Consider the following 23,609-nt stretch of genomic DNA (forward strand, 5'->3'; position numbering starts at 1 on the left):
GAAACGACTTAAAGTGCAAGCCGTAAAATTGGTGAAAATCATTTATTTTATTCACTTAAATAAATAATTGCTCACGTTTTCGAGTGCTTATCCTCTTTCTTATATTTGACAAAATAAAAATAACACAATATATAGTGTCAGATTTTATAAAGTAGGTACTATATGTTGATTATTGAGGTTTATTTGTGATAACGTAAGGGTATTCTCTAAAAACAATATTAAAAGCATATATGATGTAAACATAAAGAGAAATAAATTTTTAATGATTGAAGGAGTTGTCGTAATGTCTGTTGCTGTTGGACAAGAATTAAAGTTAAATGTTGAGAGGTTAAATGAGGACATCCGCTTATTTCCACAAGTGCATCCTATTACTCCAGAGATGAAATTAACCCACAAAGGTGTTTCCCGCCTAGTTATGCTTGATAGATATACATTTAAAGATACAGAAAAAGTAACGTTATCAGAAGGTGACTTTGTTGTTCTAACGATTAAGGAAGATCCAAAGTTTCCTGCGCGAGGCTTAGGCTACATTGTAGAGATTGATTGGGAAAATAAAAAAGCAGTTGTTCAAGTTGAACAAGATTATCGCGGCGTACTCGATAAACAAGAAGAGGTAGAAACGGGAATCATTGAACGTTCCTTAGACGTTATAGAGAAGCCGTTAGAAGTGTATTACGAGCAAATTGCTAAGCGCAATGCAACAGGATTGGCCTCGGTCGAAAGGACTGAAGAAAAACAGAAAGAATGGTTTGAAAAGTTTTATCAGGAATTAGCTGATTTGAACTTTATCCCAGCTGGTCGTGTCTTGTATGGTGCCGGTGCAGATACTGAGGTTACATACTTTAATTGCTATGTAATGCCGTTTGTACAAGATTCTCGTGAAGGGATCTCTGAGCATCGTAAACAAGTCATGGAAATCATGTCTAGAGGTGGCGGTGTTGGAACGAATGGTTCGACATTAAGACCGCGTAATACACTAGCAAAAGGAGTGAATGGGAAATCTTCCGGTTCTGTTTCTTGGTTAGATGATATTGCGAAGTTAACACATCTCGTTGAACAAGGTGGTTCAAGAAGAGGTGCACAGATGATAATGTTGGCGGATTAATTGATGCTGTAGTCCGCGTCATTCAAACCAATGAATGACTAGAAAATCGGGTGAATTGCGGGGATATCCTGTTAAAGGCAAAACTGCGACAACGTGACTGGCAACGGTGAGCGTGAACGCTATAAAAAATGTTTTGCATGGGACAATCCGCAGCCAAGCACCACTGGGCATAGGTAGTGGTGAAGGTTCAACGACTAGAGAGTGAGCCCCAACAATAAACTCTCAAATAGCGCCCGGCCCCCTTTACATAAGGGTGATGATATAGTCTAGTCCGACTGCTAAGAGCAGTGTAAATATCCTGAAAGGGACGGTAGTTAACGTGGCATCCTGATATTATTGAATTTATTATTTCTAAAATGCAAAATCCAAGAATCCTTCGTTTCTTACTTGAAAATACGGAAGATGAGACAATTAAACGTTATGCTAAGGAAAAACTAAAATTCACTCCATTTACAGAGCAAGAGATTGCCATGTATCAAGGAATAATTAATTATAAAACCATTCCTGGTTTAGGTGGATTTAATGAGAAAATCATTAAAGATGCAGAAGAAAAATTATTAATAGGTGGAACATATGCTGTCCATAATTCTGAATTCCTTACTGGAGCGAATATTTCCGTTTGTTTAACGAAGGAGTTTATGGAAGCAGTTGAAAATGATGGCGAATATGAACTTCGTTTCCCGGATGTAGAGAGTTATGATCGTGAGCAGATGGACAACTACAACCAACAATGGCATGAAGTTGGCGATGTGCGTGAATGGGAAAAGTTAGGTCACGGTGTTCGTGTATATCGTAAAATTAAAGCAAAAGAGCTTTGGAACTTAATTAATATTTGTGCAACTTATTCAGCTGAACCTGGTATCTTCTTCATTGATAACGCGAATGATATGACCAATGCGAAAAGCTATGGCCAAAAGGTAGTAGCAACAAACCCTTGTGGCGAACAGCCATTAGCTCCTTATAGTGTTTGTAATCTAGCAGCAGTGAACTTAGCTGAAATGGCTGACAAGGAAAATAAAACAGTTGATTTTGCCAAGTTGGCGAGAACTGTCGAGATTGGCGTACGTATGCAAGATAACGTTATCGATGCTACACCTTATTTCCTTGAAGATAATAAAAAACAAGCTTTAGGTGAACGTCGAGTTGGCTTAGGTGTAATGGGACTGCATGATTTATTAATTTATTGTGAAACAGAGTATGGCTCTAAAGAAGGTAATGTGTTAATTGACCAAGTGTTTGAAACGATTGCAACAACGGCTTATCGTGCATCGGTAGAAATCGCTAAAGAAAAAGGCAGCTTCCCATTCTTAAACGGAGAAACAATGGAGGAAACGAACCGCTTAAGAAAAGCCTTTATCGAAACAGGATATATGGAAAAAATGCCGGCTGATATCAAGCAGGCTATTCTAGAAACGGGTATTCGTAATTCTCATTTATTAACAGTTGCTCCAACCGGTTCAACAGGGACAATGGTTGGTGTTTCTACAGGATTAGAACCATATTTCTCATTCTCTTATTTTAGAAGTGGTAGACTTGGTAAATTCATTGAAGTAAAAGCTGATATTGTGCAAGAATATTTAGATCGTCACCCAGAGGCGGACCCTGAAAACTTACCAAACTGGTTTATTGCTGCAATGGATTTAGCGCCTGAAGCACATGCTGACGTGCAATGTGTGATTCAACGTTGGATTGATAGCTCTATAAGTAAAACAGTGAATGCGCCTAAAGGTTATAGTGTAGAACAAGTGCAAAAAGTGTATGAGCGTCTATACAAAGGCGGAGCAAAAGGCGGAACTGTATACGTGGATGGCTCAAGAGACTCTCAAGTATTAACTTTAAAAGCTGAAGAAAATTCTTTTGAGGAAGAAACTTTAGAACAGAAATCATCCAATAAACAGCATGTTGTACTTGTTGATACAATCAATGATTTACGTTCAACTGATGTCACTATTGGATCCGAAGTGGGTAATACTTGCCCTGTATGCCGACAAGGGAAAGTAGAAGAAATTGGCGGCTGTAATACATGCACCAATTGTAATGCTCAATTAAAATGTGGGTTATAAGCTGCAAGCATGGAATGAAAGTGTAGTTTAGCTCACTAATCTAAATAAAAGCATGAACAAATTACTTAGTGAATTTGTTCATGCTTTTTTTCTGTCTGTAAAATCAAGAAAAGTAGCTTGACGGGGTGAATCAAGTACATACAACACAAGATGGTTTGTTTAGTTGAAAATGAAAAATTAGTCTCTAGCAACAGGTTTGCGCGTACAACTTCGCAAGAATTCGAGAAGATAGCAGAGCAAAAGGAATTTGCTCGTGCATCGAAAGTGAAAAGAACAAAGATAGCAGAGCAAGGAAGTTTCCTCAGCCTTCATGAGTAAAAGCCTTCCACTGATCATCAAACGTGAGATAAAAAAGAATGCTAGCACCACCATAAATCTAATTATATGCTCGAAAACTCCCCTCCCCTCAACCTAGAGACTTAACATTCAATGTCTTCAGTTGTTTTCTCATCAACATTTGCTTCATAATATTGTCCTCTAAGCGAAAGTCCGTTTTATTTAAATCTTTAAACAATGGGTATCTTCTGAGCCCTTTTATTACCAAACGTCGGTTTCGTGATTTTCGTAAAAATCGGACTATTGCCAAGCTCAAGTGATTACAAATGTATTATAATGCTTTTTTCTTTTTGCAAAAGGATGTATGCAAATTAGAATGGGGTGGTTGTATACATGGAAATCGATGGTGTTTTTTCAGGAGGGGGCATAAAAGGGTTTGCTCTAATTGGTGCTCTTGCGGAAATTGAAAAACAAGGTTTCCAATTCAAACGTGTCGCTGGAACAAGTGCCGGTTCAATTATATCTGCATTAATTATCGCTGGCTACTCAAGTGAAGAGATAGAAAGAATGATGGACGATTTGGATTTAAAACTGTTTCTAGATAATAGAAAGTCCCTTATTCCTATCGCTGTAGCAAAATGGCTTTTTTTATTTTGGAGTTTAGGATTATATAAGGGAAATGAATTAGAAAAATGGATAGAAGCCCGTTTAGCAGCAAGGGGGATTCGAACATTTGCTGACGTGTCTCCGCTCTCTCTCCGCATTATTGCTTCAGACTTATCAAATGGGAGATTACTTGTACTACCAGACGACTTACCGAAGTACCAAATAGACCCAAATCGTTTTTCTGTAGCCAAGGCAGTGAGGATGAGCTGTAGTATGCCTTACTTTTTTGAACCTGTGAAAATTGGTGGCCGTGGCAAGCGTAATAATCTAATTGTGGACGGTGGCGTCTTAAGTAACTTCCCTATGTGGTTGTTCGATAAAGATAATGTGAAGAAAACGAGACCGGTTCTCGGGGTAAAATTGAGTAATAATAATAGTGAACAGCCTCCACGAAGAATAAAGAATGCCATTCAAATGTTTGAAGCATTATTTGAAACAATGAAGGATGCTCATGATTCTCGTTATATTTCGAGAAGTCATGAACAGAATGTTATTTTTGTTCCTACAGAAGGCGTTTTAGCGACAGAGTTTGAGTTAACTGAGGAAGGGAAGAAAGATTTACTGAAAGTTGGGAGGGAAAGAGCGAAAGAATTTCTTGCCACATGGACTTATTGAAAACAAAACCTAAAATCTGTCTATTGCCTGCGATCAGACATAAAAAATCGGACCTCTTATAAAGAAGCCCGATTTTTCTTTTTGCCTTTTTTTCCTTCAATGACTGTTAGATGTACAGAGGTATTTCTTTTTGATTTTTTTATAGAAGTTAAAGTGCCTGGCTTACCTCTTCGGCTTGACGAAGTTTGATTCTCTTTATTTTTAAAACGTTTTTTTGATTTTTTAGCGGCTTGCGCAAATGCTTTTCGCTCACTCTTATTGGGACTTGATGACCCGCTAAGTTTCTGGACGACAAAATAGATAACGACCCCAACAAGCGCCATAATGGCTATACCTCGAAATAATCCGGCTGGGTCTTTAATTAATTGAGAACCAAGCCCAATTATTGCAAGAAAAATAAGTGCGCCAAAAATATATAAGGATTTCCGATTCTTCAAGAAAGCCACCTCCCTATGAGCATGATGAGCATATTTGTAAGCTTTTAAACTTCGAAAGAGCAAAAAATCAATTTATAGCACCCTTTTAAAGTTATCTTACCCAATATTTGAGATTTCAAGCAGAACTTATATAAGAAAAATATTATCTTAGACTATCTTGTACAATCAATAAGATTTTATATATAAATTTCTCTATTTTCACTGTGAAACCCTCTACAAATAAATAAAAAACAAGAAAAAAATACGGAATTTAACAATTTTATGAAAGATGCAATGGTTTCTCCCTGCTTTGGACATAATAAGCACGGAGGTGAATCATATGAGTGATAAACATGAATTGGAACAAAACGAACGGGAACAACCATTATCAATGACATCTTTAACTGTTATCACTGGATTTGTCGGAGGTGTTTTTTGGAGTACAATTGGTTACATCGCATATGTTCTTAATTTAACTGAAGTAGGACCAAGAGTTATTTTAGAACCATGGACAATAGGTGATTGGAAGGATGGGTGGCTTGGCACAGTGATTTCGATTATTTTAATTGGAGCTGTCTCAATTGTAGCTGCTTATATTTATTATTGGACAATGAGAAGGTTGAAGAAAATGTGGTTTGGTGCCCTTTATGGAATTGTTTTGTTTGCCCTTGTTTTTTTTGTACTAAATCCGATGTTTCCTAATATTGCGCCTGTAGGAGATTTGAAAATAAATACGATTATTACATCTGTCTGCTTATATGTATTGTACGGTGTATTTGTCGGTTATTCCATTTCATATGAAAATGAAGAACAAAAAAAGATGAAAGAAGAACAAGAAATGGGAAAAGCATAAATTGTTAGAGGATTGATTGCATTTATTTGCTTTATTATAGTGAGTGTTCTCTATTTTGTGATAAAATAGCCATATTGAATATTTCAGTATTCGTAGGAGTGGCGCCATGAAAAAAATATTGCTCATCAATGGACCGAATTTAAATCTTTTAGGCCAACGTGAACCAGGGATTTATGGCTCGGACACATTAGAGTCGCTTGAAAATAATCTAAAACAATTAGCTGAACAAAGACATGTTGCGCTTACTTGTGTGCAATCTAATCACGAAGGCGTAATCATTGATCAAATCCATATGGCGAATAGGAAATATGAAGGCATTATATTTAATCCAGGAGCTTTTACTCACTATAGTATTGCTATTCGTGATGCCATTGCAGCCATTGATGTCCCTGTTATTGAAGTACATATTTCCAATGTGCATAAAAGAGAATCATTCAGACATCATTCTGTCATGGCAGCAGTAACAAAGGGGCAAATCGTTGGTTTAGGAATGAAAGGCTATGAGCTTGCTTTAGTTGCACTAACAGATTAATAAGGGAGAGAAGAAGAGATGACAAAGATAGATAGAATAAGAAGTAGTTTTGATCAATTAGGTATTGATGCTATGCTGATTACGAGTGCTTATAACAGACGTTATGTTTCTTATTTTACAGGGTCTGCCGGAGCGGTTTTAATTAGCAAAAACGATGCGTTGTTCATTACTGATTTTCGTTATACAGAGCAAGCTAGCAAGCAATGTACTGGATATACAGTTGTTCAACATAAAGGAACGATCCCTGAAGAAGTGGCATCGATCGTAAAGCAATTAGGTATTAAGAGATTAGGATTTGAAAAAGATTATGTTACATATGCTTCATACCAAACTTTTAATGAAGCAATTGATGCTGAATTAATTCCTGTATCAGGCGAAATTGAAAAGTTACGCTTGATAAAGGATGAATCAGAGATTAAGATATTAAAGGGAGCCGCGAAAATAGCGGATAGCGCTTTTTCTCATATTCTTAACTTCATTCAACCTGGTAAAACAGAAATAGAAGTGGCAAATGAATTAGAGTTTTTTATGAGAAAAGAAGGAGCGACTTCATCTTCGTTTGATATGATTGTTGCTTCAGGTGTTCGTGGGGCTCTACCTCATGGTGTAGCGAGTGATAAAGTCATCGAAAAAGGCGAGCTTGTTACAATTGACTTTGGTGCGTTATATAATGGATACGTTTCTGATATAACAAGAACCGTTGCTGTCGGTCAACCAAGCGATAAGATGAAAGAAGTATATGATATTGTTTTAGAGGCACAGTTACGCGGTATGAAAGGGATTAAAGCTGGAATTACTGGAAAGCAAGCTGACGCTTTAACAAGAGACTATATTTCAGAAAAAGGCTATGGTGAATATTTTGGTCATTCTACCGGTCACGGTATTGGCTTAGAAGTCCATGAAGGACCAGCGCTCTCTTTTAAATCTGACATCGTATTAGAACCAGGAATGGTTGTTACTTGTGAACCGGGTATATATTTACCAGGCATCGGTGGCGTTAGAATTGAAGATGATACGATTGTAACTAAAGAGGGTAATGAAAACCTTAATACATCAACAAAAGAATTAGTTATTCTTTAATGAGTGAATAGTAGGAGGAACTTTTTGCATGATTTCAGTAAATGATTTTAAAACAGGTTTAACCATTGAAGTAGATAATGGGATTTGGCGCGTAATGGATTTCCAACATGTGAAACCAGGTAAAGGTGCGGCATTCGTTCGTTCAAAACTACGTAATCTCCGTACAGGAGCTATTCAAGAAAAAACATTCCGTGCGGGTGAAAAAGTAGCTAAAGCACAAATTGATAATCGTAAAATGCAATATTTATATGCTAATGGCGATCAACACGTCTTTATGGATACAGAATCTTATGATCAAATTGAATTAAGTGCTGATGCAATTGAATATGAATTAAAGTTCTTAAAAGAAAATATGGAAGTTTCCATTATTTTATATCAAAGTGAAACATTAGGTGTTGAATTGCCAAATACGGTCGTACTTGAAGTAACTGAAACAGAACCTGGCATCAAGGGTGATACGGCATCTGGTGGTACAAAACCAGCTATTTTAGAAACAGGCTTAAGTGTGCAAGTACCATTCTTTGTGAACCAAGGCGATAAGCTGATTGTTAACACAACAGATGCTTCTTATGTATCTCGTGCTTAATTATCAAGTGTGATGACTTGTTATTTTCTTGATCTTATAGTAATATAATAATCAACTTGCTGCGTTGTTCGTTTGTATATGAAGTTTCAACCTTTACGTTAATTTAGGGAGCTTAAGATCATAATTGAAATAACATGCCTACATTGTTTAGGACGTTAGGAAAATTATTGCAAGCACCCACCTGGTGGAGCAGGTATGAAACTCCATATAAATCGGCGGCAACAGCGGCTACTTGATTTACTATTAAAGACATTTGAGATGATTCTCAGATGTCTTTTTTACGTTGTTATGATGTACGAATGTTTAAACTCACGTTTTTTATACAAAAAACAAAACAGGTTTTTCACCAAGACAAAGAGGCTGGGACATAACTAAATGAGCTAACCTCAAAAAGAACAATAACAAATTGATCTTAAAACATCATTTGGAAAAAAGGTCCGATTCATTGCGCTACAGTCACTCGCTAACCGCGGAGAGGGGTTGAGCCTCCTAAGGCATTGCCTGGTCTCAGCTTTCCCTCTACTTCCCGCAGGAGTTGAGTGTCTTCCGCTCCATTTCACTATTCTTTTCATATAAGGGTTCAAATTACACAAGAGCCGAATGATTAGATGATAAAAATACTAATCATTCGGTTGAATCATTAGCTAGCATACTTATTTCCCAACCTCGATTTACTTTCCATCATTAATTCCAATGATAATCCATTAATTCTGCCATTTTCTTCGGAATATCCGTATTATCCAACATACCATGAAAATGTTCGGCACCTGCACCATATGCAAATAATGGAACTGGATTGGCAGTATGTCCACCCGCACTGCTCATGCCACGGATATACTGATTAACGATCCCTGTATTATATCTTTCTGAGATAAAGCTACCGAGTTCCCAGGCGGCTTTATTTTTTTTGTATACTTTCCCCCGAGCGTTCATTAATCTCACATTGAGCTGTTCGCCTTCTTCCGCTGTTAAAACAATCCCTGTATATTTAAATAAATTGTCTACTAAGTGAGAGGTAATGAAATTCCCGTCCTCGCCCTTTTTTGTTTGTGAAAGTACATATTCTGGTGAAGCTTGCATTTTTTTTATCATTTTTCTCTTTAGCGGTTCGGTCGCAGAAATGCCCATTGTTTCATGGTCAGCAACAACAACAATCAAAGTATCTGAACGGTTTTGCGCCCATTCGACAGCCGTTTTCACAGCCTCATCAAATTCTACTGTTTCTCTCCAAACACTTGCTATATCAGCTGAATGGGCTGCGTGGTCAATTCTTGCGCCTTCAACCATTAAAAAGAAACCATTTGCATTATCAAGCCTTTGTAGTGCTGTTTTTGTCATTTCGCTTAAGCTGGGTTCGTTGCCATCTGTATATTTGCGGTCTATTTTAAATGATAGATGATACGGAGCAAAAAGGCCTAGCAATTTATCACCCTCCTGATTGCTTAATAAATCATGTCTATTTCGAACAATCGTATAACCTAACTCCTTTGCTTTTTCTAACAATGCTGGACCATAAAAAACGTCTCCACCGCCTAACATGACATCAGGAGAAAGTGTGAGTTGTTGCTGTGCAATATCTGTCTGGTCTGCCCAGCGATTAAGAACACTTGCTGTGAAAGCGGCAGGTGTGGCATCTGTGATGGCATTGGTTGAGATGATACCAGTCTTTTTCTCTTGCTCCTTAAATAAATCGAGGATGCTTTTGACCTCCTTGCCATCAGGTGTGACTCCGATCATTTCATTATTTGTTTTGTTCCCTGTTGCGAGGGCGGTACCAGCTGCAGCAGAATCAGTTACGACCCGATTCGCAGAATAGGTTTGAACAAGCGCACTAAAGGGGAGTGAAGTCAGAAACAATTGACCCTCTTTGCCTTTCTCTAATTCACGCGCTATCTCTAGTTGGCCCACCCCCATTCCATCTCCAATCATATAGATCATGTTAGTAGGCTTGTTGCCCTCTGCCGTAACAGACGAAGTATTTATTAGTAGAAATAAAGAAAAACACAGTGTAGATAAGAATTTTAATTTTTTCACACCATTCACATCCTCTTTAATAGATTGTCTTGTAAATTATTGTCTCTCTTTTAATATTAATTATTTGCTATATGGTCATACGTTAGATTCATCTTGCATACATTGAGAATAGAAAAGAGCAAGTCCTATGGAGACAAAGGAAAAGGAGGACTTTCGAGGTGGAAACAATTCTAGCATTTTTACCAAGTTCAATCTCACAACAGTTACGGCAATTACCAACTCGTCAGTTAGCAGAAATAGAGGAGATAAGAATTAGGACTCATCGTCCGATTGAAGTTGTTACACATGGTAACTATGTATTGTTACCTTATCAAGCAACGGAAGAGGATGCGATTCATTTATTAGATAAGATGGGTCACTTCTCTATCTATACTTTAGAGGAAGAGTTGCGCAGAGGCTATATCACGATAGAGGGCGGACACCGTGTTGGACTGGCAGGTAAAGTTATTTTAGAAGGTGGACAAGTAAAAGTGATTAGAGATGTCGCTTCTTTTAACATTCGTATTGCCAAAGAAAAAATCGGGATTGCAGAAACTGTTGCTCACCATATTTATCAGAATGGTTGGATGCATACAGTTATTATTGGTCCTCCACAAACTGGAAAGACCACTTTGCTTAGGGATTTAGCGAGAATGGTCTCTAGTGAAAATAAATACACAACTGCTAAAAAAGTAGGCATTGTCGATGAAAGGTCTGAAATAGCTGGTAGTATTCATGGTATACCACAAATGAGGTTTGGGCCGCGTGTGGATGTTTTAGATGCTTGCCCAAAAGCTGAAGGTATGATGATGATGATTCGCTCGATGAGCCCAGATGTCCTTGTTGTCGATGAATTGGGAAGCAAGGCAGATGTAGAAGCGGTACTAGAAGCAGTTAATGCCGGTATAAAGTTAATTACTACTACTCACGGATTTTCGTATGAAGATATAAAAAAGCGTCCGTTAATGGCACCTTTACTTCAATTAAATATATTTGAACGTTTTGTTGAACTGAATAGGCGCGCTGGACCGGGAAATATACAAGCTGTCAAAGACGGTAAGGGTATCCGGATACATGGAAGGCAAGAGGTATTTGGACCATGATTAAAATATTGGGAGCAATACTCATCATCGTGGCTACTACTCTCGTAGGGTTTGAGATATCGAAACGATTAAGTGAAAGACCGCGTCAACTAAGACAGCTAAAGAGTGCCTTGCAATCATTGGAAGCGGAAATTATGTATGGCCACACACCATTACATGAAGCATCACGACGGCTCGCTTCTCAGTTAAGTCATCCAATTTCGTTATTCTTTGCTGATTTTGCTGCTCGGCTAACAGAAACTGAAACGACAGTGATGAGAGCCTGGGAGAATAGCTTGAATCACATTTGGAAAAAAACCGCTTTGAAAAACAGTGAATTTGAAATCATGAAACAATTTGGAGAGACATTAGGGCGACATGATCGCATCTCCCAACAAAAGCAAATTTTGCTGACATTAGCCCATCTTGAACGTGAAGAAGTAGATGCGCATGAGAAACAGGCAAAATACGAAAGAATGGCGAAAAGCCTTGGGTTTTTATCAGGACTTCTGCTAATTATTTTATTAATGTAGAGAAATTTCTCATGTTTGAGTGTAGGAGGAGAAAATAATGGGATTAGATGTCGAGATTATTTTTAAAATTGCCGGTGTTGGGATTGTCGTCGCTTTTTTACACACAATTCTTGACCAAGTTGGAAAGAAAGAATATGCCCAATGGGTCACTTTGTTTGGATTTATTTATATTTTATTTCTCGTTGCATCAGTGGTAGATAACCTCTTTCAAAAAATCAAATCAGTATTCTTATTTCAATAAGAAGGGAGAGGTATGCCATTGATATTCTTAAAATAGTAGGAATTGCTTTAATAGCTACATTCTTGGCACTGATTATTAAAGAACAAAAACCTAACTTTGCTTTTCTTTTAGTGGTTTTTGTTGGTTGTACGATTTTTCTATATCTTGTCGATCAGATTTATATGATTATTCATATGATCGAGCGCATTGCTGTTAATGCCAATATTAATATGGTGTACCTAGAGACCATATTGAAAATAGTGGGTATTGCCTATATTGCAGAATTTGCCTCGCAAATTACGAAAGATGCTGGTCAAGGTGCGATTGCGGCAAAGATTGAGATGGCAGGGAAAATTTTTATTTTAGCAATGGCTATCCCGATATTAACGGTACTGATTGAAACAATTATTCAGATGATCCCAAGTTAATAAGTGTAAAGAGAAAAATAAGGAGCCACCCATGCGGTGTGAATAGAAAATGACAACATCATAAGAGAGTAGCACCTTCCCTAAATAAAGAGGTGTAAAGATGAAGCACTATATATTGAAAACATTGCTGTTTAGTATGTTGTTTATTTTCATGACAAGCCACATTGTACATGCCTCTGATGAAGAGACAGATAAGGCAGATGAGAACCGAACCGAAGAGGCTCAAGAAGTTTTTAATCCGGAAGATATTGTAGAATCGCAAATAGATACGCTCCACTTGGATGAATTAAAAGGATTCTGGGAAGATATCACCAATGAATATGGTGGGTTTTTACCGGAAAGTCAAAAGGGTAGCATCTATGATTTCATAAAAGGTGAAAAAGAGTTTTCATTTGATCAATGGGCATTAGGCATACTTAAATTCGTTTTTCATGAATTTGTTGTCAATGGAAAACTGTTAGGAACCTTAATTTTACTAGTAGTATTTAGCATGTTTCTGCAATCATTGCAAAATGCTTTCGAATCAGGAACCGTAAGTAAAGTCGCTTATGCGATCGTTTTGATGGTATTGGTTATTTTAGCGCTGAATAGTTTCCATATCGCGATGGAGTATGCAAGTGATACTGTCCATAAGATGACTTCATTCATTTTAGCGCTCATTCCTTTGCTGCTAGCATTAATTGCCTCGTCGGGTGGACTCATTTCAGCAGCCTTCTTTCATCCAGTTATTCTCTTCTTAATGAATACGAGTGGTGTGTTAATTCAATATGTTGTGTTTCCTTTGCTTTTTTTAGCCACGTTACTCCATATCGTCAGTACTTTGTCAGATCAATATAAGGTCACGCAATTGGGTAATCTCTTGAGAAATTGGAGTGTGGGCTTACTAGGTATTTTCCTTACTGTGTTTTTGGCTGTGATATCAATCCAAGGGGTTTCGACAGCCATTACAGACGGTGTCACACTAAAAACGGCAAAGTATGTAACAAGTAATTTTATCCCTGTAATCGGTCGAATGTTCACAGACGCCACGGATACGGTAGTGACGGCATCTGTATTATTGAAAAATACTGTCGGTATTGCGGGTGTCGCCATTTTGATGATTATAGTTGCTTTTCCTGCAATCAAAATCTTAATGATTGCGTTTATATATAAATTTGCAGCAGCTGTTCTTCAACCATTAGGCGGAGGGCCGATTATTAAATGTTTAGACATAATCAGTAAAAGTGTGATGTATGTATTTGCAGCATTAGCCATTGTGTCTCTTATGTTTTTTCTTAGTATTACTGTCGTGATCGTAGCTGGAAATCTCACGATGATGGTGAGATAGGGAGGGTTGCTAATGGAATTTTTAAAAGAATGGATCACAACAATTATCATATTTATTTTGCTAGCAACTGTTATTGATATGATTCTTCCGAGTTCAAAGCTACAGAAATACACAAAAATGGTTACGGGCTTATTATTAATAGCGATTATTTTAACGCCTATTTTTAAATTTGTTTCTAGTGATTTTGAACAAACAATTATGTCGCTACCATCCATTGAGTCTACTTCTTCAAAAGAAGAAATAGAAAATTCAATAGAAATGCAAAAAAAAGAAATACAAGCCTCCTCTCGTGCATATGCTTTAGAAAACGTAGAAAAAGCCATGAAAGCATCGGCGAATGAGGAGTTGGTAGAAAAGTACGGTTTAGAAATTACAAAGATAGAAATGATTGAAGACGATAGGTCCGAGCTTGAGTTCCCTGAAAACCTTCAAAAAGTCTATGTGCAAGTACAACCAGTAGAAGAAGGGGAACAAGAAGCGATTGAAGTTGTCCAAAATGTAGAAGTAGACACAGGAAAACCGATTGAATCAGAAGCAACAACTACTGTCCCAGGTGATATTACTTCTCTTCTGTCTACTAATTGGGAAATCGATGAAAAAGTGATGGAAGTATTTTTAGAAGAAGGGGGGATGGCGAAAAACGATGGGTAAAAAAGGGCCAATTACATTGCTGAAAGAGTGGCTAACAAAAGAAAAAGATGGAGAAAAAAAACCTGGTAAAGTTCAATACTTGATGATTGTTCTCCTATTTGGTGCAGCGATTATGCTAATCAGTAATATATTTTTTAATAATGAGCCGTCTGATGAAGTCTCTGTCTTTAACTCCGAGAATGAGCAAGCTGAGAAAGAGCAAGAAGTCTTTGGGCAATCTAAACCACAGTCTGCCAATTCGATTGCTGATTATGAAAAGGCATATGAAGCACAGATTAAAGAAGCGCTTGACACAATAGTTGGAGTCGATGATGTCTCTGTTGTCGTAAATGTTGATTCCACAGAGAAAAAAATATTAGAAAAAAATACAACGAATCAAGGACAAGTGACAGATGAGACGGATAGAGAAGGTGGCAAAAGGGTGGTGGAAGATCAATCGAAAGAAGAACAGGTTGTCATCATCCGTGAAGGAGAGAAAGAAGTCCCAATTGTCATAGAAACAAAAAAGCCTGATATAAGAGGCGTTCTCATAGTAGCAAAAGGTGCTGATAATATTCAAGTGAAAACATGGATTGTGGAAGCTGTCTCACGTGTACTAGATGTACCTGCACATAAAGTTTCTGTTTTACCGAAGAAAAAATAAGGATTAAGGGGGATTTATCGATGTTATTAAAAAAGCAAACAGTTTGGTTATTAACTATGTTGAGTTTAGTCGTTGTTCTTTCCATTTATTACTTAACTTCTCCAGACGGACAAATGAATCTTGCGGGAAATGACCAAGAAGAAAATGAAAATACAGAAACAGGTGGTGCAGTTGTTTCAGATGTAGCATCTGATGAAGAATTTGCTCAAGAGAGACTTGATCAAATGAACGAAAGAAGTATGGAAAAAGAAAGATTAACAGAAGTGGCAGCTTCGACAGAATTACCTGCAGAGGAAAGAAGTGAAGCGAAGGATCAACTTGATTCACTTAATGAATTAGCTGCAAAGGAAGAAATGTTAGAGAATTTGATAAAATCAATGAACTACGAAGATGTTCTTGTAAAAGCTGATGGTGCCAATGTGAAAGTGGTTGTAAAGGCTGAAGAGCAATCAAAAACTGAAGCAAACAAGATTATTAGAGAAGTAATGAATGAATTAGGTACACAAGCTATGGTAGCAGTAGAATTTCAAGTAAGTAAATAGTCTAAAACTGAGCGATTCATACAATCGCTCAGTTTTTTTGCATTTATTTATAGGGAAATGATAAAATAGTTATAATAATTCGATAATAGCATATTCTTGTACGCCCATGACTTATGAGATATTTTACATAGTTAAATAATCCGAGGTTAGTAAGAGATAGAAACTTATATTTTCTTTCGTATTCCTAAGTATTTCAGAAGGAAAGAAAGTAATATATGTAGTGTTTTAGAGGAATACTTATTATTTGGATAATATTTACTATTAAAGTTAGTGTTGAACTTTCATTAGGTCATAGCGTATGATTATAGTAGCTAGTCATAATTGTTTTACATAACTAGTAATTCATCAATTAAAGTTGAAGCGTAAATGAAGAACAGGGGTGTAAGAATGCTAAAAGTCCAAGAAATTCGTGAATTGATTAAATTAGTTGATCAGTCTACTATTGAAGAATTTGTTTATGAACATGAAGGTACAAAAGTAGAAATGAAGAAAAATATCACTGCTATTCAACCTGCAGCAGTACCAGTAGTTCAGCCACAGGCACAGGCTGTAGTAACGCCTCCTGAACAACCTCAGAAAATAGCAGCAGTCCAAACGGAAGTTCAAAAAGTAGAACAAGTAAATGAAAAGAATGAAGATAAAGATACTTCAAATCTGCATCAAGTAGTTTCTCCTATGGTTGGGACTTTTTATCAGTCATCCTCACCAGATGCAGATGCATATGTAAAAGTTGGTTCTAAAATCACCAAAGATTCCATTCTGTGTATTGTTGAAGCAATGAAATTATTCAATGAAATCGAAGCAGAAGTAGATGGAGAAATTGTGGAGATTTTAGTTAAAGATGGTCAATTAGTTGAATACGGGCAACCATTATTTTTAGTGAAGCCTGAGTAAGGGGGGCTTTTGTCGATGATTAAAAAAGTATTAATCGCTAATAGAGGAGAAATCGCTGTACGTATTATTCGTGCATGTCGCGAAATGGGTATTGAAAGTGTGGCTGTTTATTCAGAAGGTGATAAAGAAGCTTTACATGTTCAGCTTGCTGATGAAGCTTATTGTATCGGTCCAGTTTCTTCGAAGGATAGTTACCTAAATTTCACTAGTATTATAAGTGTGGCAAAGTTAACCGATTGCGATGCCATCCATCCAGGTTACGGTTTTCTAGCTGAAAACAGTGACTTTGCAGAATTATGTCGCGAGTGTCATATTACATTTATTGGTCCAACTCCAGAAGCAATTGCCAAGATGGGTACGAAAGATATTGCTCGTGAAACGATGAAGGAAGCTGGTGTTCCAATCGTACCTGGTTCAAATGGAATAATTGAAGACATTAGTGAAGCGCTTGAATTGGTGCAAAAAATAGACTATCCTGTTATTATAAAAGCAACTGCTGGCGGTGGCGGTAAAGGAATTCGCGTCGCACGTAATGAAGAAGAGTTAACAAAAGGCATTAACATTACACAGCAGGAAGCATTAACTGCTTTTGGTAATGCAGGTGTATATATAGAAAAATACATCGAAGATTTTAGACATGTAGAAATTCAAGTACTAGCAGATAATTATGGAAATACGATTCACCTTGGAGAGAGAGATTGTTCCATTCAGAGAAGATTGCAAAAACTACTCGAAGAAACGCCTTCTCCAGCTCTAGATGGTGAAACACGTGAAGAAATGGGGAAAGCTGCAGTAAAAGCTGCAGAAGCTGTAAATTATACTGGTGCAGGTACAATTGAATTTATTTATGATTATCATAACCGCAAGTTTTATTTCATGGAAATGAATACACGTATTCAAGTGGAACATCCAGTGACAGAAATGGTGACAGGCGTTGACTTGATTAAGGAGCAAATTAAAGTTGCTTCTGGTGAACGTTTAGGTATGAACCAACAGGATGTTACTTATAGTGGATGGGCGATGGAATGCCGAATTAATGCAGAGAACCCAGCGAAAAACTTTATGCCTTCTGCAGGGAAAATTACGATGTACCTTCCACCAGGTGGTTTAGGTGTTCGTGTTGATTCTGCTGCATATCCTGGATATACGATTCCTCCGTATTACGATTCAATGATTGCCAAAGTGATTACTTATGGTGACACGAGGGAGGAAACAATTGCTAGAATGAAACGCGCATTGAGTGAATTCGTTATTGAAGGTGTTCACACTACGATCCCGTTCCACTTAAGACTTCTTGAGAATGAGAATTTTGTTGCAGGGGAGTTTAACACGAAATTCCTGGAATTGAATGACGTTATGAAATCTGAATAATAATTGGAGGTTTCAAAATGAGCGATCAAAATATTCTAGAAATGAACCAAGAGGAAACAGGGTTAGGTAAGGTGGAAATTGCACCTGAAGTCATTGAAGTAATTGCAGGGATTGCGGCATCTGAAGTGGAAGGTGTGGCACAAATGCGTGGAAACTTCGCATCAGGTGTCGTTGAGAAATTAGGCAAGAAAAACCATGGAAAAGGTGTAAAAGTCGAATTAGCTGAAGAAGGCATAAAAGTGGATGTCTACTGCTTAATGAAATTTGGCGTATCTATTCCAACCGTTGCACAAAGTATTCAAGATAATATTCGTCAAGCTCTATTCAATATGACAGCGCTTGAAACGAAAGAAATTAATATTCATGTAGTTGGTATTCTGTTTGAAAACCAAAAACAAGAAGATGAATACGAACAAGAAATATAAAAAGACAAAAAAAGCGACTAGAGACATCGATGTCTTTAGTCGTCTTTTTTTATGTTGATTAATCTGCTCCGTGGCTTCAAGATTTGTTTCAACTATTTTTTAAAAGCCTATTCCTATCAATGACAATGGGAGCATTTTCTAAAGTTCATCAGACTGTAAGGAAAAATAGAGGAAAATTATTGACACCACTGTGCGAATCATAGTCAGTTATGCTATTATCTTCTTATGTGTTTTTTTATGTGTCGATAAAGAAATCCAAGAGGAGATTTATATAATAGATTTGAATGATAAAGGAGAAATAAGAAATGAAAAGAAGAACAGCAAGGGAAAAAGCATTGCAAGCGCTATTTCAAATCGATTTAAGTGGAGCGGAAATGAATGAGGCCATTCATCATGTGTTAGATGAACAACCAGAAGATTCTTATTTAAACCATCTCGTAAGAGGTGTTCTTCATCATAAAGCAGCGATTGATGAATTAATATCTAACAATCTTGAGAACTGGAAACTGGATCGTTTGGCAACGGTTGATCGTAATTTACTACGTCTTAGCACTTTTGAATTTGCTTTTAGCGAGGAAGATATACCGGTTAATGTTGTGATTAATGAAGCCATTGAAATCGCAAAAATGTATGGAGACGACCAATCTCCAAAGTTTATCAATAGCGTATTATCAAAAATCAAAGATAATCATCGTACGAATTAAGAGTATATATTATAGCGATTTCATCATTTGAATCCTCTGCTTAAACTTTCCTATTACAATTAATTCGTTGTAATAAAGAAGGAGATAAGAATGGAAGAAAAGAGATATTTAACAGTTTACGCATTAACCAAATATATAAAGCGGAAATTTGATAGAGATCCCCATTTACAACAAGTAATGGTAAAAGGTGAAATATCAAATTTTAAGCGCCATTCAAGTGGTCATATGTACTTCACATTAAAAGATGAAAAATCAAGAATTCTTGCAGTAATGTTTTCAAGGTACAATCAGACGATGAAGTTTGTCCCTGAGAATGGGATGAATGTTCTGGTTACCGGTGATTTGTCATTATATGAAGCGAGTGGACAATATCAAATATATGTGAAAGAAATGACACCTGATGGGATTGGTGACCTTTATCTAGCCTATGAACAGTTAAAACAGAAGCTTGAAAAGGAAGGATTGTTCTCTGAGAAATATAAGCAACGGATTCCAAAGTACCCGAAAGCGATTGGGCTGATTACTTCACCAACTGGTGCAGCAATCAGGGATATGATTACAACATTGAAACGCCGATATCCTTCTGTCCCTATTTATATTTACCCTGCACTTGTACAAGGAAAAGGTGCCGCACCTTCCATCACTCAACAAATCAATCGAGCGAATGAAAGGAAAGAGGTTGATGTGTTAATTGTTGGTAGAGGTGGAGGTTCAATTGAAGAGTTATGGGCATTTAATGAAGAAGAAGTGGTTAGAGGGATATTTGCCTCTTCTATCCCAATTATATCGGCGGTTGGTCATGAGACGGATTTTACCATCGCAGACTTTGTCGCAGATTTACGGGCACCCACCCCTACAGGTGCTGCTGAGCTTTCAGTTCCTCATATAGATGACCTAAGTGAACGAATCCATAACCAACAAGCACGGATGATTCGAGCCACGAGGGAGAAGTTAACAAGGCAATTTGAACGTCTTCATAGAGTAGAGAAATCTTATGCTTTTCGTTATCCTCAAAAACTGTATGAGCAGAAACTAGAACAAGTTGATCGCACGAAAGAACAATTAATTAAAAGTACGATCCGCTTATTAAAACATAAGCAGGAACTAGTCGATCAGCAGCGAAAACGCTTGCTTAGAACACCACCACACTCATTAGCCATAGAAAGCAGAAAGCAATATATCGAAATCAATAAACGGTTATCCCGTTCCATGAATGTTGTGAATGAACGAAAGCAAAGGGAATTCTCACATCTTCTATCTAAGTTAGAGACGTTAAGTCCGTTAAAGATTATGGACCGCGGGTATAGTTTATTGTATTCAGAAAAGGAAGAACTCATCAAATCAATTCACCAAGTCAAACAAAATGATGAAGTAAAAGTAAAGGTAAAAGATGGAACGATTTTAGCTAAAGTAAAGAATATAATCGAGGTGAAAGGTAATGGCTAAAGAGAAAACACCTACTTTCGAAGAAGCAATGGAACAACTTGAGCAGATTGTTGAAAAGTTAGAGGAAGGGGATGTCCCTCTAGAAGAGGCCATTTCTATTTATAAAAATGGGATGGAACTTTCCAAGCTTTGTCACGATAAACTAAAAAATGTAGAAGAACAATTAACAGAAATAATTACTGATGATGGAAAAAAACAGCCGTTTGTTATTCAGGAGGAGGAGTAGGGAGAATGAGTGAGTCACTACAAGCTTTTTCACAACATCATAAAACACTACTGGAGGAGAAAATGGCCTCTCTTGTTGAGAGTTTAGAATCTCCAGCTGTGCTAAAAGAAGCTATGCAATATTCTTTGTCGGCTGGAGGCAAACGCATCAGACCTTTATTGCTTTTTGCTACTTTAGCAGCTTATGGACAAGAAACGCTAAAAGGGCTTAACAGTGCATGCGCACTTGAAATGGTGCACACATACTCCCTTATTCACGATGACCTCCCTAGTATGGACGATGATGATTTAAGAAGAGGAAAGCCAACAAACCATAAAGTGTTTGGGGAAGCTAATGCAATATTAGCAGGGGATGCCCTTTTAACTTATAGCTTTCAATTAATTGCGGAAACGGATGAAGCATTTGCTAATCCTGAAGCGAAGATAGCTTTAATAAAAGAGTTTGCAAAATCAGCAGGTGCAGAAGGTATGGTTGGTGGCCAAGTGGCTGATATGTTAGGTGAACAGAAGACACTTACGCTTCCTGAACTAGAATACATTCATGTACATAAAACCGGAAAGTTGCTGCGTTTTGGTGTCATCGCTGGTGCGATTTTATCTGGTGCTACAGATGAGGAGAAGCAGCTGTTAATCGAGTTTTCCACTCATTTAGGTTTAGCTTTTCAAATAAGAGATGACATTCTGGATTTAGAAGGCTCTGAGGAGTTAATTGGCAAGCCGGTAGGTAGTGATGAAGCCAATGCGAAAAGTACTTACCCAAGCATACTTACAATGGCAGGTGCAAAAGCAGCGCTTGATGAACACACCCAGCTAGCTAAAGAAAAATTAGCAAAAACAGGTTTGAATACTTACTACTTGGAAAAAATTACAGATATGATAGCTGAAAGAAACCATTAAAAGAGATAACATTTGGCTTATTTTTATTTTTGCTGTAATCTAGTACTAATCATGAAAAGGAAATGAGAAGAAATAGACTTAATTTATGAATAAGTAATGAAAGTGAGTGATCCGCCTTATGGATCTGTTATCAATTAAAGACCCAAGCTTTTTAAAAAAGCTCTCTAATGAGGAATTAGAGGATCTGGCCTCGGACATTAGACATTTTTTGATTGAAAAATTGTCAGTTACTGGTGGTCATATTGGGCCTAATCTAGGTGTTGTCGAATTGACTATTGCTCTGCATAAATCATTTGATAGCCCAACAGATAAAATTTTATGGGATGTGGGACATCAATCATACGTTCATAAAATCCTTACTGGTAGAGCTAGCCAATTCGATACGCTAAGAAAGTATAAAGGATTATGCGGGTTTCCTAAAATGATCGAAAGTCCTCATGATGTATGGGAAACCGGCCATAGCTCCACCTCTTTATCAGGTGCAATGGGTATGGTCATTGCAAGAGATATCAAAAAAGAAAATAGCCATGTGATACCAGTAATAGGGGACGGTGCCCTGACTGGTGGAATGGCATTAGAAGCGCTCAACCATATTGGTCACGAGCAGAAAAACATGATTGTCGTTCTGAATGATAATGAAATGTCAATTGCCCCTAATGTTGGCGCACTTCATAATGTCTTAGGTCGTCTAAGAACTGCGGGAAAATACCAATGGGCAAAAGATGAATTGGAAGCTTTTCTGAAAAAGATTCCAGCTGTCGGTGGTAAAATTGCTTCAACAGCTGAAAGGTTAAAAGATAGCTTGAAGTATTTACTTGTTTCTGGCGTGTTTTTTGAGGAACTCGGTTTTACTTATCTTGGCCCAATTGATGGTCATAATTATGAAGAATTATTTGAGAACATTAATTATGCCAAAAAAACAGAAGGCCCTGTTCTCTTACATGTGATTACGAAAAAAGGAAAGGGCTATGAGCCTGCAGAACGTGATACAGTTGGTACTTGGCATGGAACTGGCCCTTATAAAACGGAAACAGGAGACTTTCTGAAACCTGTTAATACCGCACCTGCATGGAGTAAGTTAGTGAGTGAAACAGTTAGAGAATTGGCAAGAGAAGATGAGCGAATTGTTGCTATTACGCCTGCAATGCCTGTCGGTTCTAAGTTAGAAGGCTTTGCAAGTGAATTCCCAGATAGGATGTTTGATGTTGGTATAGCGGAGCAACATGCGGCTACAGTAGCAGCAGGGCTTGCTACTCAGGGAATGAAGCCATTTTTAGCTATTTATTCGACATTTTTACAAAGAGCTTATGATCAAATGGTCCACGATATTGCTAGACAAAACTTAAATGTTTTTATTGGGATCGATCGTGCTGGCTTAGTAGGTGCTGATGGAGAAACGCACCAAGGTGTTTTCGATATTGCCTTTTTAAGGCATTTACCAAATATGGTACTGATGATGCCTAAAGATGAAAATGAAGGCCGTCATATGACATATACTGCTATTCAATACAATGATGGTCCAATCGCAATGAGGTTTCCAAGAGGGAATGGACTTGGTGTTGAAATCGATGAAAAGATGGAGGCACTTCCAATTGGCTCATGGGAAGTGTTAAAAGAAGGTAAAGACGCAGCTATTTTAACATTTGGTACAACCATTCCAATGGCTATGGAAGCGGCATCTCTTCTTGAAGCGAAAGGCTATTCAGTAAAAGTTGTCAATGCCCGCTTTATTAAACCATTAGATGAGACAATGTTACATGATATTTTAAGTATGAACATGCCTATTTTGACAGTTGAAGAAGCGGTTTTACAAGGCGGATTTGGTAGTGCCGTGTTAGAATTTGCTCATGATTATCAATACCATCATGCGAAAGTGGATAGAATGGGTATCCCAGATCATTTTATTGAACATGGTAGTGTGGATAAATTATTAGAAGAGATTGATTTAACATCTGAAGAAATTGTAAAACGCATGAGCAGATTAGCTGAAAAAAAACAAAAAAGGGCATGAAGAGA

Annotated in this window: 23 protein-coding genes, 1 other RNA gene and 2 pseudogenes; 24 read left to right on the forward strand and 2 right to left on the reverse strand. The window is 37.4% G+C overall.

The annotated features are described in order from the left end of the window. Positions 1 to 283 precede the first annotated feature (283 nt). The 3 genes and pseudogenes from H9655_RS02505 to H9655_RS02515 all read left to right on the forward strand — a co-directional run. Positions 284 to 1,102 (forward strand): annotated as a pseudogene (locus tag H9655_RS02505) (ribonucleotide reductase N-terminal alpha domain-containing protein); the annotation flags it as partial. A 323-nt stretch (positions 1,103 to 1,425) separates the two neighbouring features. Then, positions 1,426 to 3,168 (forward strand): annotated as a pseudogene (locus H9655_RS02510) (vitamin B12-dependent ribonucleotide reductase); the annotation flags it as partial. Between the two features lie 669 nt (positions 3,169 to 3,837). Next, positions 3,838 to 4,725: a patatin-like phospholipase family protein gene (locus H9655_RS02515; protein ID WP_191810559.1), complete on the forward strand. Its 888-nt coding sequence runs from the start codon at positions 3,838 to 3,840 to the stop codon at positions 4,723 to 4,725. 56 nt (positions 4,726 to 4,781) lie between these two features. On the opposite strand, the gene H9655_RS02520 is transcribed toward H9655_RS02515, so the two are convergent. Then, positions 4,782 to 5,171 carry an SA1362 family protein gene (locus H9655_RS02520; protein ID WP_318245437.1) on the reverse strand — a complete coding sequence of 130 codons (390 nt, stop codon included), beginning with the start codon at positions 5,169 to 5,171 and terminating at the stop codon, positions 4,782 to 4,784. A 310-nt stretch (positions 5,172 to 5,481) separates the two neighbouring features. Between H9655_RS02520 and H9655_RS02525 the strand changes: the two genes are divergently transcribed. From H9655_RS02525 to ssrS, 5 genes are all read left to right on the forward strand, one after another. Beyond that, positions 5,482 to 5,994 carry a YqhR family membrane protein gene (locus H9655_RS02525; protein ID WP_191810561.1) on the forward strand — a complete coding sequence of 171 codons (513 nt, stop codon included), beginning with the start codon at positions 5,482 to 5,484 and terminating at the stop codon, positions 5,992 to 5,994. Between the two features lie 106 nt (positions 5,995 to 6,100). Continuing rightward, complete coding sequence (gene aroQ, locus H9655_RS02530; protein WP_191810562.1) at positions 6,101 to 6,526, forward strand: type II 3-dehydroquinate dehydratase; 426 nt, start codon at positions 6,101 to 6,103, stop codon at positions 6,524 to 6,526. A gap of 18 nt (positions 6,527 to 6,544) precedes the next feature. Further along, complete coding sequence (locus H9655_RS02535) at positions 6,545 to 7,606, forward strand: M24 family metallopeptidase (protein ID WP_191810563.1); 1,062 nt, start codon at positions 6,545 to 6,547, stop codon at positions 7,604 to 7,606. 28 nt (positions 7,607 to 7,634) lie between these two features. After that, positions 7,635 to 8,192, forward strand: a complete 558-nt coding sequence (gene efp, locus H9655_RS02540) for an elongation factor P (protein ID WP_191810564.1) — start codon at positions 7,635 to 7,637, stop codon at positions 8,190 to 8,192. Between the two features lie 53 nt (positions 8,193 to 8,245). Then, positions 8,246 to 8,427, forward strand: a non-coding RNA gene (gene ssrS, locus H9655_RS02545) — 6S RNA. A 449-nt stretch (positions 8,428 to 8,876) separates the two neighbouring features. On the opposite strand, the gene H9655_RS02550 is transcribed toward ssrS, so the two are convergent. After that, the gene (locus tag H9655_RS02550) at positions 8,877 to 10,226 is read right to left on the reverse strand and encodes an alkaline phosphatase (RefSeq protein ID WP_191810565.1); all 1,350 of its coding nucleotides are present in this window, start codon (positions 10,224 to 10,226) and stop codon (positions 8,877 to 8,879) included. A 158-nt stretch (positions 10,227 to 10,384) separates the two neighbouring features. Here H9655_RS02550 and spoIIIAA point away from each other — a divergent pair, with 158 nt between their 5' ends. The 16 genes from spoIIIAA (at position 10,385) to dxs (ending at position 23,604) form a co-directional block, all read left to right on the forward strand. Continuing rightward, entirely contained in the window at positions 10,385 to 11,308 is a 924-nt protein-coding gene (gene spoIIIAA, locus H9655_RS02555; RefSeq protein WP_191810566.1) for a stage III sporulation protein AA, read from the forward strand. Then, complete coding sequence (gene spoIIIAB / locus H9655_RS02560; RefSeq protein WP_191810567.1) at positions 11,305 to 11,820, forward strand: stage III sporulation protein SpoIIIAB; 516 nt, start codon at positions 11,305 to 11,307, stop codon at positions 11,818 to 11,820. Before spoIIIAA ends, spoIIIAB begins: the two co-directional genes overlap by 4 nt. Positions 11,821 to 11,857: 37 nt before the next feature. After that, positions 11,858 to 12,061 (forward strand): stage III sporulation protein AC, encoded by a 204-nt coding sequence (spoIIIAC, locus tag H9655_RS02565; protein WP_095372604.1) that lies wholly within the window; start codon positions 11,858 to 11,860, stop codon positions 12,059 to 12,061. A gap of 17 nt (positions 12,062 to 12,078) precedes the next feature. Then, complete coding sequence (spoIIIAD, locus tag H9655_RS02570; RefSeq protein ID WP_095372605.1) at positions 12,079 to 12,468, forward strand: stage III sporulation protein AD; 390 nt, start codon at positions 12,079 to 12,081, stop codon at positions 12,466 to 12,468. A gap of 100 nt (positions 12,469 to 12,568) precedes the next feature. Further along, on the forward strand, positions 12,569 to 13,795 hold the full coding sequence (gene spoIIIAE, locus H9655_RS02575) for a stage III sporulation protein AE (RefSeq protein ID WP_191810568.1): 1,227 nt from the start codon (positions 12,569 to 12,571) through the stop codon (positions 13,793 to 13,795). A gap of 12 nt (positions 13,796 to 13,807) precedes the next feature. Beyond that, positions 13,808 to 14,446 (forward strand): stage III sporulation protein AF, encoded by a 639-nt coding sequence (spoIIIAF, locus tag H9655_RS02580; RefSeq protein WP_191810569.1) that lies wholly within the window; start codon positions 13,808 to 13,810, stop codon positions 14,444 to 14,446. Next, positions 14,439 to 15,089 carry a stage III sporulation protein AG gene (gene spoIIIAG / locus H9655_RS02585; RefSeq protein ID WP_191810570.1) on the forward strand — a complete coding sequence of 217 codons (651 nt, stop codon included), beginning with the start codon at positions 14,439 to 14,441 and terminating at the stop codon, positions 15,087 to 15,089. The genes spoIIIAF and spoIIIAG overlap by 8 nt, the downstream gene beginning before the upstream one ends. Positions 15,090 to 15,109: 20 nt before the next feature. Then, entirely contained in the window at positions 15,110 to 15,631 is a 522-nt protein-coding gene (locus H9655_RS02590) for a SpoIIIAH-like family protein (protein ID WP_191810571.1), read from the forward strand. 387 nt (positions 15,632 to 16,018) lie between these two features. Then, positions 16,019 to 16,525: an acetyl-CoA carboxylase biotin carboxyl carrier protein gene (accB, locus tag H9655_RS02595; RefSeq protein ID WP_191810573.1), complete on the forward strand. Its 507-nt coding sequence runs from the start codon at positions 16,019 to 16,021 to the stop codon at positions 16,523 to 16,525. 15 nt (positions 16,526 to 16,540) lie between these two features. Next, positions 16,541 to 17,896: an acetyl-CoA carboxylase biotin carboxylase subunit gene (accC, locus tag H9655_RS02600; RefSeq protein ID WP_191810575.1), complete on the forward strand. Its 1,356-nt coding sequence runs from the start codon at positions 16,541 to 16,543 to the stop codon at positions 17,894 to 17,896. 17 nt (positions 17,897 to 17,913) lie between these two features. Beyond that, positions 17,914 to 18,321, forward strand: a complete 408-nt coding sequence (locus tag H9655_RS02605; RefSeq protein ID WP_191810577.1) for an Asp23/Gls24 family envelope stress response protein — start codon at positions 17,914 to 17,916, stop codon at positions 18,319 to 18,321. Between the two features lie 305 nt (positions 18,322 to 18,626). After that, positions 18,627 to 19,025, forward strand: coding sequence for a transcription antitermination factor NusB (gene nusB / locus H9655_RS02610; RefSeq protein WP_191810579.1), 399 nt, complete (start codon positions 18,627 to 18,629; stop codon positions 19,023 to 19,025). A gap of 90 nt (positions 19,026 to 19,115) precedes the next feature. Next, positions 19,116 to 20,471: an exodeoxyribonuclease VII large subunit gene (gene xseA / locus H9655_RS02615; RefSeq protein ID WP_191810581.1), complete on the forward strand. Its 1,356-nt coding sequence runs from the start codon at positions 19,116 to 19,118 to the stop codon at positions 20,469 to 20,471. Then, positions 20,464 to 20,697 (forward strand): exodeoxyribonuclease VII small subunit, encoded by a 234-nt coding sequence (locus H9655_RS02620; RefSeq protein ID WP_191810583.1) that lies wholly within the window; start codon positions 20,464 to 20,466, stop codon positions 20,695 to 20,697. The genes xseA and H9655_RS02620 overlap by 8 nt, the downstream gene beginning before the upstream one ends. Before the next feature lie 5 nt (positions 20,698 to 20,702). Then, the gene (locus H9655_RS02625) at positions 20,703 to 21,593 is read left to right on the forward strand and encodes a polyprenyl synthetase family protein (protein ID WP_191810585.1); all 891 of its coding nucleotides are present in this window, start codon (positions 20,703 to 20,705) and stop codon (positions 21,591 to 21,593) included. Positions 21,594 to 21,711: 118 nt separating this feature from the next. Further along, on the forward strand, positions 21,712 to 23,604 hold the full coding sequence (dxs, locus tag H9655_RS02630; protein ID WP_191810587.1) for a 1-deoxy-D-xylulose-5-phosphate synthase: 1,893 nt from the start codon (positions 21,712 to 21,714) through the stop codon (positions 23,602 to 23,604). The last annotated feature ends 5 nt before the right edge of the window (positions 23,605 to 23,609 follow it).

It is taken from the genome of Cytobacillus stercorigallinarum (assembly GCF_014836495.1).
GTDB classification, from domain to species: Bacteria; Bacillota; Bacilli; order Bacillales; family Cytobacillaceae; genus Cytobacillus; species Cytobacillus stercorigallinarum.

Bases quoted from the DNA above. Each gene is read 5' to 3' on its own strand.
- accC (WP_191810575.1), top strand. From the start codon at position 16,541: ATGATTAAAAAAGTATTAATCGCTAATAGAGGAGAAATCGCTGTACGT.
- spoIIIAG (WP_191810570.1), top strand. From the start codon at position 14,439: ATGGGTAAAAAAGGGCCAATTACATTGCTGAAAGAGTGGCTAACAAAA.
- H9655_RS02620 (WP_191810583.1), top strand. From the start codon at position 20,464: ATGGCTAAAGAGAAAACACCTACTTTCGAAGAAGCAATGGAACAACTT.
- H9655_RS02515 (WP_191810559.1), top strand. From the start codon at position 3,838: ATGGAAATCGATGGTGTTTTTTCAGGAGGGGGCATAAAAGGGTTTGCT.
- spoIIIAC (WP_095372604.1), top strand. From the start codon at position 11,858: ATGGGATTAGATGTCGAGATTATTTTTAAAATTGCCGGTGTTGGGATT.
- xseA (WP_191810581.1), top strand. From the start codon at position 19,116: ATGGAAGAAAAGAGATATTTAACAGTTTACGCATTAACCAAATATATA.
- H9655_RS02605 (WP_191810577.1), top strand. From the start codon at position 17,914: ATGAGCGATCAAAATATTCTAGAAATGAACCAAGAGGAAACAGGGTTA.
- accB (WP_191810573.1), top strand. From the start codon at position 16,019: ATGCTAAAAGTCCAAGAAATTCGTGAATTGATTAAATTAGTTGATCAG.
- spoIIIAE (WP_191810568.1), top strand. From the start codon at position 12,569: ATGAAGCACTATATATTGAAAACATTGCTGTTTAGTATGTTGTTTATT.
- H9655_RS02535 (WP_191810563.1), top strand. From the start codon at position 6,545: ATGACAAAGATAGATAGAATAAGAAGTAGTTTTGATCAATTAGGTATT.
- aroQ (WP_191810562.1), top strand. From the start codon at position 6,101: ATGAAAAAAATATTGCTCATCAATGGACCGAATTTAAATCTTTTAGGC.
- spoIIIAB (WP_191810567.1), top strand. From the start codon at position 11,305: ATGATTAAAATATTGGGAGCAATACTCATCATCGTGGCTACTACTCTC.
- spoIIIAF (WP_191810569.1), top strand. From the start codon at position 13,808: ATGGAATTTTTAAAAGAATGGATCACAACAATTATCATATTTATTTTG.
- nusB (WP_191810579.1), top strand. From the start codon at position 18,627: ATGAAAAGAAGAACAGCAAGGGAAAAAGCATTGCAAGCGCTATTTCAA.
- H9655_RS02625 (WP_191810585.1), top strand. From the start codon at position 20,703: ATGAGTGAGTCACTACAAGCTTTTTCACAACATCATAAAACACTACTG.
- dxs (WP_191810587.1), top strand. From the start codon at position 21,712: ATGGATCTGTTATCAATTAAAGACCCAAGCTTTTTAAAAAAGCTCTCT.
- H9655_RS02590 (WP_191810571.1), top strand. From the start codon at position 15,110: ATGTTATTAAAAAAGCAAACAGTTTGGTTATTAACTATGTTGAGTTTA.
- H9655_RS02525 (WP_191810561.1), top strand. From the start codon at position 5,482: ATGAGTGATAAACATGAATTGGAACAAAACGAACGGGAACAACCATTA.
- efp (WP_191810564.1), top strand. From the start codon at position 7,635: ATGATTTCAGTAAATGATTTTAAAACAGGTTTAACCATTGAAGTAGAT.